At 45.9% G+C, this 16,117-nt stretch carries 10 protein-coding genes; 4 read left to right on the top strand and 6 right to left on the bottom strand.

Annotated features, from left to right (window positions below; genetic code table 11):
* Nucleotides 1-256: 256 nt before the first annotated feature.
* Nucleotides 257-1,786, bottom strand: a complete 1,530-nt coding sequence (locus SFV55_RS10015; protein WP_320029358.1) for a TROVE domain-containing protein — start codon at nt 1,784-1,786, stop codon at nt 257-259.
* 198 nt (nt 1,787-1,984) lie between these two features.
* On the opposite strand from SFV55_RS10015, the gene SFV55_RS10010 reads away from it, so the two are divergent.
* The gene (locus SFV55_RS10010) at nt 1,985-3,001 is read left to right on the top strand and encodes a WYL domain-containing protein (protein ID WP_320029357.1); all 1,017 of its coding nucleotides are present in this window, start codon (nt 1,985-1,987) and stop codon (nt 2,999-3,001) included.
* A gap of 5 nt (nt 3,002-3,006) precedes the next feature.
* On the opposite strand, the gene SFV55_RS10005 is transcribed toward SFV55_RS10010, so the two are convergent.
* The 5 genes from SFV55_RS10005 to SFV55_RS09985 all read right to left on the bottom strand — a co-directional run bounded on the left by SFV55_RS10005 (nt 3,007) and on the right by SFV55_RS09985 (nt 11,637).
* Complete coding sequence (locus tag SFV55_RS10005; RefSeq protein WP_320029356.1) at nt 3,007-3,261, bottom strand: hypothetical protein; 255 nt, start codon at nt 3,259-3,261, stop codon at nt 3,007-3,009.
* Between the two features lie 52 nt (nt 3,262-3,313).
* Nucleotides 3,314-5,848 carry a DUF5686 and carboxypeptidase-like regulatory domain-containing protein gene (locus tag SFV55_RS10000; protein ID WP_320029355.1) on the bottom strand — a complete coding sequence of 845 codons (2,535 nt, stop codon included), beginning with the start codon at nt 5,846-5,848 and terminating at the stop codon, nt 3,314-3,316.
* A 79-nt stretch (nt 5,849-5,927) separates the two neighbouring features.
* Nucleotides 5,928-9,137: an AAA family ATPase gene (locus SFV55_RS09995; protein WP_320029354.1), complete on the bottom strand. Its 3,210-nt coding sequence runs from the start codon at nt 9,135-9,137 to the stop codon at nt 5,928-5,930.
* 94 nt (nt 9,138-9,231) lie between these two features.
* Complete coding sequence (locus SFV55_RS09990) at nt 9,232-10,563, bottom strand: Gfo/Idh/MocA family oxidoreductase (RefSeq protein WP_320029353.1); 1,332 nt, start codon at nt 10,561-10,563, stop codon at nt 9,232-9,234.
* A gap of 129 nt (nt 10,564-10,692) precedes the next feature.
* On the bottom strand, nt 10,693-11,637 hold the full coding sequence (locus SFV55_RS09985) for a formylglycine-generating enzyme family protein (RefSeq protein ID WP_320029352.1): 945 nt from the start codon (nt 11,635-11,637) through the stop codon (nt 10,693-10,695).
* A gap of 260 nt (nt 11,638-11,897) precedes the next feature.
* Between SFV55_RS09985 and SFV55_RS09980 the strand changes: the two genes are divergently transcribed.
* From SFV55_RS09980 to SFV55_RS09970, 3 genes are all read left to right on the top strand, one after another.
* Entirely contained in the window at nt 11,898-13,514 is a 1,617-nt protein-coding gene (locus SFV55_RS09980; RefSeq protein WP_320029351.1) for a CotH kinase family protein, read from the top strand.
* A 2-nt stretch (nt 13,515-13,516) separates the two neighbouring features.
* The gene (locus tag SFV55_RS09975; RefSeq protein ID WP_320029350.1) at nt 13,517-15,073 is read left to right on the top strand and encodes a CotH kinase family protein; all 1,557 of its coding nucleotides are present in this window, start codon (nt 13,517-13,519) and stop codon (nt 15,071-15,073) included.
* Nucleotides 15,074-15,287: 214 nt separating this feature from the next.
* On the top strand, nt 15,288-16,115 hold the full coding sequence (locus SFV55_RS09970; RefSeq protein ID WP_320029349.1) for a helix-turn-helix transcriptional regulator: 828 nt from the start codon (nt 15,288-15,290) through the stop codon (nt 16,113-16,115).
* The last annotated feature ends 2 nt before the right edge of the window (nt 16,116-16,117 follow it).

Here is a 16,117-nt window from a genome sequence, read left to right as displayed (position 1 = left end):
TTAAGTGCGAAGTAACGCTGAACTACGACATGCTTTTATTTTTCTTTGTTAAAAATAAACTGGCAAAAAACGAAAAGAGCCTTACCGCCACGTCCTAACCACTAGACTACCCACCTAGATGGGACAGGATTCGAACCTGCGTTTTGACCTTGATACGAAGTATCTCTATTCTACGGCACAGTTCATTTTTTCTGGGGGTTAATTATTTGCTACCAGAGGCAAACTTCATTTTGCCTGCCCCTGGTAGGATCACAGTTTACAATTCAATGTTATTGATGACTTCGATGGCCTGTTTACCACGCTCTAAAGCCGCCAAAACATCGAAAATTTTATCGGACCAACCTGCGATCAGGTACACCCCTTGATCTTGTCGCATATCAATAGGCGTTGTTCCCAATCCGGCCAGATCAAACAAGTACAATTTAGCCTCTGGTGCTACCGTTTCACGGTATTGCCTCCATTCCTTGGCAATATGGCAATCCTGGCTGGTTGACCACATTTGCACATCAGTGAAAATCATCACTTTATCCACCACCTCACGGCGTTTGATCAAGTCACGAATCACCAAAAAACCATTGGTGGAATAGCCCACTTCACCTTCACGTCGGTAAAATTCCTGCACATTGGCCAGGATGTTTTTGGTCGACATGTTGATGATTTTCCAGGAGTCGCCGAACATACCCGTTTGGACATAACGGCACTTGGATTGCAACAACATCCCCAATATCAAACCAATGTCGTAGTACAAGATTTTACTTTTTGCTGAGATGGGTTGCTGCATCGATCCGGATACATCGCAAGCAATCAGCACGCTGGCATCGGCTCCAAATCCCCGCAAGTTCGCCACGGTGGCTTTTACTGCCATTTCCAAAGCTGCCAAGGCTGAAGAGGTGTATTTGCTTTTTACCTGCAACAATTCGCGATAAGCAGCCAGGAAGCGGAAAGGCAATTGTTTGGCTTTGCTCACCTGATTGGTGTCGGACAAAGTTGAACATACCCGTTCAAAATGTTCCGCCGATACCTCTGCTTCGATGATGTTGCGCAAGTTGCGCAATAAAGCCATATAACCTACTTTTCCACTTTGGATCAGCTCTTCCCATTTTTGGCGGAAGGCAGCCTGTTTTTGCTTTTCGTTTGCGAATTGGGTTTGACCCAATGCTGACAATTCGGTTTCCCAGGTATAAGGTACGGCCAACTCGTTTTTAGCGATTTGGTTGAAGATCAATTGCTGCGCTTCGTCTTTGGCTTTTGGGTGGGTCAAAAACAAGGCATCGCGCAATTTGACTTCAGCACCGTTGCGGTTGTATTTTCCAAATTGATACGCATCAAACTTGTTGAATGCGTTAGCCAAACCTTTTTGCACCTGCTTGGACAAGCGGTTCAGTTTTTTGGTACCGCTGCGCTCATTGGCCATTTGATAATAGGCTAACAATTCGGTGATTTCATCGGCACGCTGTATAACCCGACCTACCGTTTTGCTTATCAAATTCAAACCATAGCCCTCGTATTGCTTGGCCAATTCAACCACCAAAACGAGCGAAACGTTCCGCAAATACATGTTTTCGCGAGCATACACGGCCAATTTGGCCACAAACTCTGGGTCGACCTGTGCAATCAATTCGCGGAGGCGCTCGATTCGTTTTCCAGTTTTTTCGTAAAACTGGTCATTTAAAGCGGCAGTCACCACGGCACTGTACAATTCCAACTCGGGACTCATTTTCCAAGCCTTTGCCCCTTCGTGGTTGGTGGTCAGGTTTTGATTTTTGGTTTTGCGATTGAATAACATGATAAAAGGCTTTGGATTAAAAGAATCGGTTCACTACTTGAACAAGCATTTAGCGTTGTTCGCTTTTAATGACACAAAGTTGGAAGGCTACTGCGCAATCTTTTTGCGCAGTAAAAAAATAGGCTGTATTTTTGTAAAAATATTTTTGAAAATTTTTTTATTAATTTGATTTTTAATTGTTTAGAATAAAAAATAATTATGCCTGTAAACCGCAATGCTTTGATTCGTTACAAAACCATCGATGCTTGTTTGCGCAGACGCAACCGAAAATGGACTCTTGAAGACCTTGAGGAAGCTTGCTCGGAAGCTTTGTATGAATACGAAGGTATCCGCAAGGGCGTCAGCCGGCGCTCCATTCAATTGGACCTGCAAATGATGCGTTCTGAAAAACTGGGTTACAATGCCCCCATCATTGTAGTCGACAAAAAATACTATACCTACGAAGACCCAAGCTATAGCATTGCCAACATTCCTTTGACCCAACAAGACCTGAGCACGCTCAACGAGGTGGTGACCATTTTACGGCAATTCAAAGGCTTCACCCATTTCCGAGAGGTAGACGACATGGTCAATCGCCTGCAACACAAGATTCAAATGGGGAAAACCCAGGAGCGAGCCTTGATCGATTTTGAAAAAAATGAACTGCTCCAGGGATTGGAACATTTGGAGGGTTTGTATGCTGCGATAATAGAAAAACGGGCATTGACCCTAACTTATCAGTCTTTTAGATCAAAAAGAGAGCAAGTTTTCACCCTTCATCCCCACTTTTTGAAGGAATTCCGCAACCGTTGGTTTGTTATCGGCCTGCGGGATGAGCAAGAAAAACCGCAGATTCTTGCCCTGGATCGGATTCAATCTTTTGAAACTGATGATCAAAGCCCTTTTCGCTGGGACCAAAATTTGGATGCAGAATGGCTAAAGGACACGATTGGGGTGTCCAAAACGAGTGGGCAGGAGCGGATGTTGGTCAAGTTTAGGGTCAGTAAGGATCAAGCTCCCTATGTGTTGACTAAACCTTTCCACCACTCACAACAATTGTTGGAGCAGCTCAAAGACGGTAGTGCGGTTTTTGCTATTGAAGTGGTTCACAACCTGGAGTTGGAGCGGGAGTTTTTGGGCTTTGCGCAAGACCTCGAAGTATTGGAACCTCGCTTGCTGCGCAAAAGAATCAGCAAGCGTTTGGAATTGGCTCGGGCTTTGTATCAGGAAAAGTGAATGAATTATTGTGGGGCTTGTTCTCTTCGCTTCAATTCATTGCTGATTTTGGTCCGCATCATATTTACGGGCAAGGAGGTAGTGATCAGTGCCACCATGACCACAATCAGAACTGTATTCACTTTGCCAATGGATACGGAATAAAGCATTGCCACAATGTAAACAATGAAAAAACCAATGTAGATTCCTGAAATGGTTTTGTAGGTTTTTGCCATTTTTTCCAATTCCGCAGTAGTTTGTTCTTCGATGGGTTTGGCCATGGTGATGGGTTAATGGGTAAATGAATATTTTGCCCAAAATACAGATACTTGTTTATAAGGTGAAGTAAAAATTCACCTGATAAGCAAAATTGCGCCGCTCATTTTCCAAACTATACGGCCCCCAACGGTAAAAAGCGCCCACTCCTGCACTGAACTTGGCCGCTTTTAGAATAGGGATCAACAACAAATTCCGCAAATAAACGCCCGTTTCATAAAAACCTTTGTCCAGGGTTTTGAAGTCAAGTTCCTGATGCGCTTCAGGATTCATCAAATTCCCCCAGGCGATGTTTTGGGCAAGGGCAATTTCCGGTTGGCTGTATTTGGACTTGATTTTGAGCAGAAGTTTACCAAAGTTGTGTTCAAAGAAGAGGTACGCAAAACGATCACCAGCAAACTCGTATAGGCCCATCGTTTGAAAAACGTGGTAGCTAAAAATGGGGGAGCCAGCATCCCGCCGTACCCCTGGTGCGTTGAACAGGTAAGGGTAGGGGACATTGCCGAGCATCATACCACCCATGATGCGGTACACCGTGCGGCCTAAAGCCTTGGAGGTATTTTGGCCTTCCATACTCAGGATTAAACGCGTATAATTGATCGGGTCGGACACTCCTGTAATTCTGCCTTGTGCCACCTGAAAGTCGAAAACGGGATAAGTAAAATAATAAATCGTTTCGGTGATGCCGTCTTTGTGCAACCATTCCTTGGGGGCAAAACGCAGGTTAAAGCCTACTTCCTGCATTTGAAAAGTGCCTTTGGATACACTTTCATCCTGTACAAAAGAATAAGGATAAGTGGTTTGCCGACTTTCGCGTCGCCAGTAAGGGTTGAGCTGCAAGTGGGCGCTGGGGCGGTAGAATAGCTCGGCGCGGAAGGATTCGATGCTGTCCATGCGGTTGCGGATCCAGTTGCGGGGCACAATGCGGCCGAGAAGTGGGGTTTGGTCCGAAAGAATGTTGAATGAGCCCGGCTCATTGACATCTCGGCGGTAGGACAAACGCATGCGCAAATCCTTGTTTTGGCTCAACAGCAGCTCTGTGCGTAGCCCATATTTCCAGGCTTCGTCTTTGAGTCCATAGGCCACGTAGCCCCGCAATTGCAACCAGGACCAACCTTTAAAATTGCTGCGCAGTGCCAAACCGAGCCGGTATCCCTCATAGCCATTTAGCCCGATCACATCCCGCAGCGGGATTTCAAATTGGCCAATCGGCAGCATTCCGGTGTAATAGGCCTTGGCGGTATTGCCCAAGGTTCTGAACAAATTGCGTGGTCCCTTCAATTCCGGGATAGAATCCCACATGGAATAGGAATTTTGCTCTCGTTCGCTGAGGGTATCCAGACGAAGCGCATTCCATTCTTCTTCACTCAGGCGTTTGGCGTCAACTTCCTGCTCCCGGGTGGCATAATTGAACACGCTTGCCGGAATATCTTCATTCACCCTTGGGTTTTTGACCTGGGTGCGGTTGCGGATTTGTAATTCAAAGGTACTGCCCTCATTACCCACGGGCATGTTAAGCTCGGTTTGCAAGATTTCAGGAAACCAAAATTTACCATTGAATTTGTACTGTTGCTGTACTCTAAACTGGATATTGAGACTGGTATCCGCAGGGCTGGCAATCACATTTTCCATGGCATAACCATTGGAGTTGATGTGCAAAACTCCACGCAAACCATCAAAATTTTTTCCTTTATAAGGTTGGTAAAAAATGACAAAAGTGCTGTCTTGCCCCTGATAGATGGTATCCTGAATCTGAAAATCGTAGCGATTGAAGGTGCCATCGCTGATGGGGTTGACGAAGTTCAAACTGGCCAGCGTCAAGGACATTACTTCTTTGTAAAAACCAAAAGGTTGGAAATCACTGGCTGCAAAACCCATGGAAAAGTCACCAGGCAAGGAGGATTTGCTGGCGATGATGCGCTCTTTATCCTGGGTTGGTTCTTTGTGGAATACTTCTACGACCGACTCCTTCACCCAGAGGTACATTTTATTCAGGAGTGCATCGCTGATGATGGAGTCCCGACGAATGGCTTCCGGCGAACGTTGTTTAGGTTTTTCACTTTTGTCTTTTTTGTCTTTTTTGAGCGATTCTTTAAACTGTCGAAAATCCGCAACAGTAAAGGAAGATTTGTTGTAGGAGGTGTACTGGTAGGTTTTGTATTCTTCGGGATTGTTTTGCGGACGATTCGCCAATACTTTGCGGATGATGCCCCAGGCAGGATTTTCTTTAGGGCGGATGGTAACTTCGGGCAAACTGAGCACATCTTCACTTAGTGAGATCAACAAAAAAGAACCCGCATCTTTTAATGGAACTTCTTTGGTGCTATAACCCACATAACTGATGACCAGAATGGCTGTGCTGGATGCGGTGATGGAGAAATTCCCATCGAGGTCAGTGGTGGTGCCCTGGCTATTGCCTTTAATGCCGACGCTGACAAATGCCAAGGCTTCCAGGCTTTTAGCATCCTGGATTTTGCCAACATAGGTTTTATTTTGCCCAGCCAAATTGCTGAGTACAAACAAAAACATCAACAGGGTACCAAAAACGTGGACATACTTTCTCCACACAATCATATTCAACTCCAATCTCATTGCAATTTTTTTAGATCCAATTCAAATAGGGTGTTCTGGGGTTGCGCTAAAACAAATACGAATTTAAGACGCAAAAAGCTCAAAATTGGTTGTCCAAATTCAATTTAAATTGCTGTTCGAGTTGAAAAAGCAGATAACTGATGTATTGATCTTCGGCAATTTGTCGGTTAACCCGCCAAACATTGTCTTTAACCTGTGGGAATTCCAAGGTGCGGCGGATGGGCAAACGATTGAAGTGATTTTTCAAATGTACCCCGCGTGGAGGCGTATTTTTTTGTTCGCTCACTTTTACCTCACCAATAAATTGCTCTTTGCGTTGAAGGTTGTGCCATTTTTGGACTCCTTCTTCGCCGCTAAAAAACAATTGCACTGCCGGGCCATTGATTTTAAGGATTAAGCCAATCAAGCGGTCATTGTACTCAGGGGTGAATTGAGCTAAATCTTCTTGTTCGACAAAAAGGTACTGCTCGGCCGTTTTACCCTCTTCATTCAGACTAAAATACAAGGATTCCCGAAACCAAACTTCGGTGTAAGCTACCTCGAAGTTTTTTTCGGCGCAAAGCACAGTATAGATTGGGCGCATTTTTTCGAAGGCTTCGCCATAAATACTCAGGTAGGCAGTATTGGCGGAAGGGTTGGCCTGTTGATAAATCTCTATTTTGAGGCGGAAAAACTTTTCTTCCCATTGGTCCACTTGTTCCAATTCTTCTTCACTGGAACTTTCTCCCAATACTGCAAGACACAAACGTTGCTCCAAACCCTCCACTTCACCCACCAGGCCTTCCACTTTATCCCGAATCTCGATCAATTGCATTTTGCGCATTTCAGCCTGGGCAGAATAAGCTGGGTCCTTGCCTTCTTTTTCTTTACTTTCTTCTTCCAAATCATCGTATTCCTGCAACAACAAGGTGTACAAATGACTTTCTTTAAAAGCAATGGCGGAAGCCCGCAATGCTGAAACCTGATCGGCTGCATCCTGAAGGTTGAACTCATCGAGCAGCTCTTCCAGCGGGGTAGGTTCGGGCTCTACCTCTACCCTGACCTTGCCTTTGCTGCTTTTAACCAACACCTTTAGTTTGTCAGTAGGGTCGTGTAAGTTCAACTGGTTGGCCAAAGGCAGCGCAATCAGCTCCCGGATTGCCCGCTGCAACTGGCGGCCACCGTATTTGGGATGGAAGCCCTCTTCGGCTAGTTTTTCAAGGGCATTTTCCTGAATGTTTAATTCCAATTTTCGATAACGGATACCATCCCGATTTTTGAACAGCTCCAGTTCCCTAGAAACAATGGCCCGGATAAGGTCTTTATCCAAAGATTGAAAAGCAATGATTTGATCGATGCGGTTGACCAACTCTGGCCGGAAATACCGGCGAATGGCTTCCTGATACAACTCTTGGGCAGAGCGATTGGCATGGCCAAAGCCCAGTTTAGGACGGGTGGAATCAGCCCCCAGGTTGGTGGTCATGATGATGATGGCACTGCAAAAATCAGCTACTCGCCCTCGATTGTCAGTGAGGCGGCCTTCACCCAGCAGTTGCAACAGGAGATCGAAAAAGTTGGAATGCGCCTTTTCTATTTCGTCAAAAAGCAATACCGAAAAAGGCTGTTTGCGGATTGCTGAGGTCAATAAACCTTCCACATTACCAGCTCCGGCCAAACGCAACAAGGCACTCGGGTTGCCGTATTCACTCATGTCGAAACGCACCATCCGGTCTTTGTCTCCGAACATAAAAGTGGTGAGCACCTTGGCCAATTCGGTTTTGCCCACCCCGGTTGGCCCTGCAAACAAGAAGGTAGCAATGGGTTTGTCGGTGCGAGCCAGTGCGGTTTTGATGGCGACCATAGCGTCAATTACCGCGTCTACAGCCATGTTTTGGCCAAAAACCTGCTGGTTAAAAAAACTACGTACTTCGTTTGGTATCAGAGGGATAGCTGGATCTACGATCATTGCTGGCATGCCACTTTCTGCACAAAAATAGCGGATCACCTCATTGCGATCAATGATGGCAAAATCATCCGCCACTCCTTGGGGTTTGGTTAGTCGTAGGGCCATGCCTTCCAAAAAACGGATTGGTTTGCCTGGCATACCCGCATAGGGCATGAAGCGGCGGTGCAATCGAATCACTTCACTTACCGCCTCCTCCGCAATGAGTACGTTGGCTTGCTCCGACAGGGCTTTTACTTTGTCCAGGATGATCTGGTCCATGTGTTCACCCCTAGGTTCCTGCATTTGCAAAATCTGGAAATAAGCAGGGTAGCCCGGTGAGTTTAGCTCAATGCGGGCAAACTGTTCACCGCTACATTCAGCGATCATTCGAATGTGCCCCTGACTCAGGTAAGGGATCAAAAAGTCGGCCATGCTGGAATCGTTGCCTTCATATTGACCAACTTCAAAGAGATCCATCAAGTTGCGCAAGTAGATCACATGGGGGGTATTGGCAATCTCTTTGAGCAATTCAGAAAGGTTGAATTCCCATCCGCGGTCTTGGGACAATTCCTTGATCAAGGTGGAAGCTGTTGTTTCCCAAATGTGTAATTCTCCCGGGCTTTGCAACTCCAATTGGCGGGCAGCCTCCCAAATCAGGGCAGTTTTGCCTACTCCGGAGGGACCTACCAGTAGTAAATTATTGGGATATCCACCTTTTAAAATCCGTAAAACCTGGTTGAGTTCTTTTTCGCACCCATAACTTTCTTGGCGGGTGATATTGAGTTTATTGGCCACTTTGTCGAGCCACACAAATTGACCCAATTCTTTGGTTGGGCGTTTTTCACCGGGGTCTAATGCTTCGAGGTTGATTTCTTTTTGAATCAACTCTACACTTTTGTACCAAATGGTAGAAATGATGTCTTGTACGGAAAACAAACGTTCATGCCGCCTAAAATCGATGCGTACCAGTTCCCGCAGGTTTTCTTCTAAATCTTCGGATTGAGTGGTTGAGGTCTCCAGCCCCAGGGCGGGTAAAATGGCTCGCCAGGCATGTTCTTGTTGTTGGAAAAAATAATCAAAACTAAGGCTGAAAGCTGGGCTACCTGGGCCAGTTGATCCAGCGGGAAAATCAAGGTCCAGGCTTGCTGCATAATAGGTGCTGGGCCTTAACAAGTCCATCAAAGGCAGGAGGGGTGTACGATTGTACAACTGCTCCTGCAAGGCATGCTGGTATTCTTCAGCTACTTCGCTCAAGGTTTTGCCCAAACGAATGGCCTGAGCATCGGTCATGGGATTCAGCAAGCTGATGTTGTTGCTGAAATTGAGGCGAAAGGCGAAAAATGGGATGGAGATTGGAAGCGGCATAAAATGGGGTAAATGTAGGGGCGACCCTTGCGGTCGCCCGATGTTGTTAAGGGCGACCGTAAGGGTCGCCCTTACGGTCACCCGTGCACAATGATTAAATCACCACAGATTTGCCCGGCATAGCAATGGGATAAAATCCATCTTTGTCAGGTAATACCTTTGGTAAGGCATCCCAGGCCAATTTTTCAGGGAACAAACTGATATTGGAATTCAATGCTTTATCCCATTCAACAACCTGGCCAGAATAGGTTGCCATCCGGCCCAGGATCGCAGTCATGGTTGCTTTGGCGCCATTTTCGGCATCGGCAAATTTGTATTCACCTTTGGCAATGGCTGCAAACAAAACATCGTGCTCAACCTGGTAGGGATCTGGATCATCTTTGCCGCTGATGCGCATGATGGTTTTTCCAGAATGATCCTGGATGATCCCGGGTTTTGGTGCTTTCCCTTTAGTACCTACAAAAGCCTCGGTTACTTTGCTGGGGGTACCTGGCTGGTGGCGGCACTGGCTGTACATCATCGAGCCATCCGCATATTCGTACTCTACAAAGTGGTGGTCAAAAATCTCACCGTATTCTTTGCCTGTGCGAACCTGGCGGCCACCCATTCCGGAAGCTCTTACCGGATATGCCTTTTTTACCCAGTTGCCTACATCCAGGTTGTGGATGTGCTGCTCTACGATATGGTCGCCACAAAGCCAGTTGAAGTAGTACCAGTTGCGCATTTGGTACTCCATTTCGGTTTGTTTCTCTTCGCGTTTTTTCACCCAAACCCCTTCGTTGTTCCAATACACGCTGCTCATGGTGATGTCACCAATGGCGCCTTCGTGCAGTTTTTCAACCCACTGCTGGTAAACATTTTCGTAGTGGCGCTGCAAACCAACGACCACATTGAGCTTTTTCTGTTTGGCAATTTCTGCTGCTTCCAACACTTTACGAACACCAACAGCATCTGTGGCTACTGGTTTTTCCATAAAGATTTGTTTGCCTGCTGCTACTGCTGCAGTAAAGTGATCGGGGCGGAAACCCGGAGGGCTGGCCAAAATCACCACGTCGCACAGAGGAATAACCTTCTTATAGGCGTCAAAACCGACAAAGCGGTGCTCTTTGGGCACATCCAGTCTGTCCACTTTTTGTTTTGCTGCCATTGCTTTTTCGATCTGCTTGTAGCTGTTTTCCAGGCGATCGGCAAAAGCGTCGCCCATCGCAACGATTTTTACGTTTTGGGTAGTGGAGAGGGCTTGTACTGCGGCCCCGGTGCCTCGGCCACCACAGCCAATCACGCCAACTTTAATGGCATCATCAACACTGTTGAAAGCCTTGGCGCTGAGTAATTCAGGTACGAGGAGCAATCCTCCAGTAACGGCGGCCGAAGTCCTTACGAAACGGCGGCGATCGAAACCCGTCTTTTTGTTTTTTGTGCTCATGCTGTATAGCGATTGATGTTTATAATTTTAGTAAAAATAGGAAAAATTGAGGTGTTGCAGTGGTGAGAATTAGAGAAAGTCGACCATTGGTACCATCAGGCTCCTCAAAACCACTCGGATACCTTTCAACTAATCTACAATTGCTTCTTTAAAATAGGCTTCTACCTCAGCCGCAGTAGGTTGTTTGACCGGACGTACCAGTCGGAAACCCAGCCAAGAGGAATCGGTATTCCACCAGCGGCTTCTGGGAATTTGTGGGTCCCGTTTTTGCAAGCTGGCTAAGGATTTTACCCTTTTGGAGCAAGAGCAGTCTTCAGGATTGTCGTCAAAGGAGCCCCCTCTGATGGTGTGTGGGTATTTGGCGTTTGGCTTATACCAGGGGTTCACGGGGTTTTTGCTGCTTTCGCCAAAATAGTCATCCACATAAGCATCGGCAGTCCATTCCGCTACATTGCCCAACATATCAAAAAGACCCCAGGCGTTGGCCTTCTTTTGGCCAGTTGGGTGGTATTTTTCGGTACTATTGTCGTAATGCCATGCATAATCGCCAAGGTTGTCTGGGGTAACACCTTCCGGAAGGGGCCCTTTTGCACCAGCTCGGCAAGCATATTCCCATTCTGCTTCGGTGGGCAAGCGATAAAACTGACCTGTTTTTTGGTACAACCACTGGCAATAGCGCAGGGCACCTTGTTGGGTCATTGCCACAGCAGGAACCCCGCCGATTGTACCCATTCCCCAGGTGTAATCCATATACTGGGGGGTAGGGCGGGTAATTGCATCGGCGCTGTATTTGCCATCTTTCCAATTGCTGCTGTTGTTGTCATTTCTGCGGAATTGAAATTGGATAAACTCATCGTAGGTGACTTCCCGAGTGCCCATCCAGAAGGCATCCAACTTGATGTCCAGGCTTTTGCCTTCGCTTGACTGAATAGAGAGCTGGCCAGCTGGAATGTAACTCAAGCTGAACTCGGCCTTGCCACCAGGAATGGTGACTTTGCTGATCTCACCCACAGTTTGGGCTTGTAAAGCTTGGAACAGACCGAGGTAGGCCAAAAAAAGGAAATAATTTTTCATGGTAGCGTAGGATAGAATTTGCAGAGAACAGAAAGTGTAGACTTTATATTTAGAAAGTCTGGATATCTGGCTGCTAAAAACGGACAAAAAATGGAAAATAGTACCATTAGCTACCAGCTATTTTTGGCATTTAGTTAAAAAACAATGCCACTTGCTTAACAACTTTCCAGTTTTTTCACGTTAATGCGATAGAAATGCTGATTTCGCGCTTCATAAATTTATTTTGCTAATATTGCAAGGAATTTGATCTCTTAGCCATCATGAACAGAACCTTTACCTTTATCTGGATTTTGCTGGGTATACTCACTCATTTGAATGCACAACCCAATAGCAACAAGGATTTTTTTGATCCACAATCCATACAGGAAATCAACCTCACTTTCAGAGCTGACAACTGGCGCTTCTTGCTGGATTCACTCCGTTTTAATGGCGATAAAATGCTGGCGGCTGATTTGAAAGTAAATGGGGCTTCGCTTGGGCGCGTGGGAGTACGCATTCGAGAAAGTGGAGGCTTCCAGCCTGGAAACCAACGCAATAACCTGCACATTCAGTTGGATTATGCTTCAGCCAATCAACAGTTACAAGGCTACCGTACCATTCGATTGTCCAGTGCACTGCGGGATCCAAGTATGGTGCGCGAGGTATTGGCTACGGATATTGCCCGCAAATTTATGCCTGCACCGAAGGCAAATTATGCGAATGTTACTGTAAATGGTCAATATTATGGCCTAATGGTGAACCTGGAACCATTTGAGGCGCCATTCTTTGAACGGCATTTTGGATCCAGTGCAGGAAGTTTTTATTACTGTCCAGCAATCCGTAAGGACTCCCTTATCAAATCAGGATGCCTAAATGGTGGTTTTGGCACCTTACAATTGGAGAAATCAGAATCTTGTTATGCTGACAACTTTGTGGTACTGCAAGGTAGTGGTCTGCGGGATTTGGCCGAATTGTCCCGGGTGCTCAATCAATCACCTGCTCAAATTGAATCCATTCTGGATGTGGACCGCACGCTGTGGATGCTGGCCTTCAACAACGTCTTGGTCAATTTATATAGTTATACCGGTGGAAAAAGCACAGGCTACTATTTGTACCGGGACGCCGATGGCCGCTTTACTCCACTGATTGGTGACTACAATTTTACTTTTGGATCGTACAAATACACGGGGCGAGGTTCAGACTTGAACCTTTTGCAATTGCAACAAATGGACCCCATGCTCAATGCAGATAACCCGCTTAAGCCATTGGTCAATAAGTTGTTGACCAACCCATACTACACCAAGGTATACCTGGCCCACCTGCGCTCTATCCTCTTTGCTGAATTGCTGACCGGGGCTTATGAGACCAAGGCCAAACAGTGGCAGGAACTGATCAAACCTTCCCTGCTCAATGATCCCAATAAAGCCTATTCAGGTATGGATTTTGAACGCAGTTTGATTGCCACCATAGGCCGTACCATCCAGGTGCCAGGTATTGTGGAATTAATGAATGAAAGGGTGCGTTTCCTCAAACGCCACCCTGCTTTGGCCGTGCTACCCCCAATGATCTCTGAAGTCAAGGCCAGACACCGCGATAAATATGCTGCAAATACCATGGAAGATTTTCAGATCAATGCTAAAATCGGAGAGTTTGCCAATAAGGTTACCGTGTATTACCGTTTCGGCCCCAGAGAAGCATTCAAATCGGCAATGATGTTTGACGATGGTCAGCATCATGATGAGAAGACGGGAGATTCCATCTATGGGGTAAGTCTGAAAGCGGGAGGAAATCGTATCGAATACTACATTCAAGCTGAAAATGTAAAAGCCATTGCTTATTCACCCGAACGCTATATGTTCGAGCGGCATGCCGCTACTTTGGAAGAAATCAACAAATAAATATGAGGTGTAAACTAACGCTGCTTGCGCTGTTGTGGATACTGGTACCCTTTTATAGCCAAGCTCAGGATATTTACGACCCCAAAAAATTGGTCGAGATCAAACTCTACTTCAAAAATCCAAAATGGAAGCAAACCATGGATTCACTGAAGGATGAGAAACAGGAAGAGCGTTTGGTGGCCGATATGGTGCTCAACGGGGTAAAATACCCAGGTGTTGGGGTGCGCTACAAGGGCAATAGTTCTTATGCCAATGTACGTAAGAGTGGACAAGTCAAATTGCCACTCAACATCAAGGTGAACCATACCGATCGCTTGAAAAAATTGCCCGGCGGATACACAACCTTGAAATTGTCTAATGGTTTTCGCGATCCCAGTATGGTACGCGAGGTTTTGGCCTATGAAATTGCCCGCAACTATATGCCAGCACCCAAGGCCAATTTTGCCAAGGTATATGTAAATGATGAATTGTTGGGGGTATACACCAATGCGGAGTCTATAGATGGACCTTTTTTAGACCGCTTTTTTGGTGACCATGATGGGTCTACGATAAAGGCGGACCCCAACTGGACTATGGCAAAGCCACCCAAATGCCCCGAAGGTGACAAATGTTCACTCAATTATTTGGGGGAGGATACACTGTGCTACCGCTACTTGTATGAGTACAGTTCACCCCGGGCTGCACAAGATTTGATCAAACTGACCCGTACTTTGCAAGACAAACCAACTGAAATCCCCCAGATGATGGATGTGGATCAGGCATTGTGGTTATTGGCCTTCAACAACGTGATGCTTAATTTGGACAGCTACATCGGCGCTTTTTCTCAGAATTATTACCTCTACATGGATTCTCTGGGGGGCTTTCATCCGATAATTTGGGATTTAAACCTAGCTTTTGGAGGCTTCCGTCTGATGAATGGTGCAAAAAGGTTAAGCAATGATGAAATGAAAAACCTGCATTTGTTTGTGCACTACAAGGAGTCGAATGCAAAACGCCCTTTGGTTACAAAATTGCTGGCCAGCAATCTTTACCGCAAAATGTATCTGGCCCACTGCCGTACCATTTATCGGGATTACCTGGAAAATGGCCTGTACTTACAACGGGCGAAAGAGTGGCAAACCTTTATTGACCCACACCTTAAAGAGGACAAATACAAGTTGTATCCTGAAAAAGCTTTTGCCAATTCATTGACCGAATCATTCGATGCAAGTGGCGAGTCGGTGCCGGGCATTCAACCCCTGATGGATGGTCGCCGGGACGCGCTCAAGGCTGTGCCATATCTTTTTGTGGAAGAGGCTGTTGTCACTAAGGTTCAACACCTAAAAACTGCCAATAAAGTCAAAATAAATATTCAGGCAACAGGTGCCCTGCAAGTTTGGGTTTTCTGGCGCAAAGGTAACGTTGGCATCTTTAAAGAACAACTTGCCAATAAAACAGCAGAGGGAGTATATGAACTGGAATTGGAGGCAGGAATTCAATATTATGTTGTGGCTGAAGGTGAGCGCTCAGCTACGGTGTCTCCTGTAAAAGCTGGAATGGAATTGTACAAGGTGCAATAAAAAATTAGCATTCCTTTTGCCGAAGGATTAGACCATTAAACGCTTCATTTTACGAGTTTTATCTAATCCTTCGGTTCAGGAACAAGCAGTACTTGTTTTGTCCTTCGTCAAGGCGCTGTAGATTTTCACCCAAAAAACCTAGCCAATCTAAACCCAATTCCCTACATTTGTTTAGATCAGTGTTTTTGCTCAAATCGCTGCTAAACCGCCCCCGATGAATAGTATTGTTACTCAGCGCTTTATTCAGTGCCATCATCAGCTTAAGCAAGAAAATCGAGTGCGTTCCAGTCGGCAATTTGCACAATCACTAGACTATTTGCCTCAAAGTTTAAGTGAAATTCTAAAGGGGCGGCGAGATGTAACCATTGAATTGTTGCGCAAGGCGGTTGAAATTTATCAGGTAAACCCGATCTTTTTGTATACTGGAGAAGGCGAAATGTTTTTAAAACCGGGGGAGGACAAAGAATTACGCATCCTCACCATTGTCACCGATCAGCAAAACGACGAACGTATTTTACACATACCCTGCTCGGCCCAACCGGAGTACGCACAAGAAATTGGAAATCCTGTTTTTATTCAATCCTTGCCGTCCTATTCACTGCCCTCTTCGAGTAATAATGGCCCTCAACGTTCTTTCGACATCAGTGGAGACCACATGGTTCCTACTTTTTTTGAAGGAGATAAAGTTGTATGTACATTCATTGAACCAAGCCAATGGGAACAAAGTATTAAAAATCAGCACGTTTATGTAGTGGTTTCCAAGGAGTCACTGTTGGTCAACCGGGTACACAATGATTTAAAAAACAACAAACACCTGACCCTATACTCTGACAATTCTTTTTACGAGGCATTCAATGTGCATGTATCTGATATCCAGGAAGTTTGGCAAGTGCATACTCACATCAGTCCATTTTTGCCAGCTCGGCACCACCATCAGTTTCCGGTGCATGAGGATGTCAAAGTGCTTCGCCAAATGATTGGTGAGCAACATCTGATGATTCAAAACTTGCACAAAACCATTGAAAAACTAGTAAATCCGTAAAA

Source organism: Haliscomenobacter sp., from assembly GCF_033763495.1.
GTDB lineage: Bacteria > Bacteroidota > Bacteroidia > Chitinophagales > Saprospiraceae > Haliscomenobacter.
The sequence above is the reverse complement of the archived record's forward strand: the minus strand, read 5'-3'. Positions and strand labels throughout refer to the sequence as shown.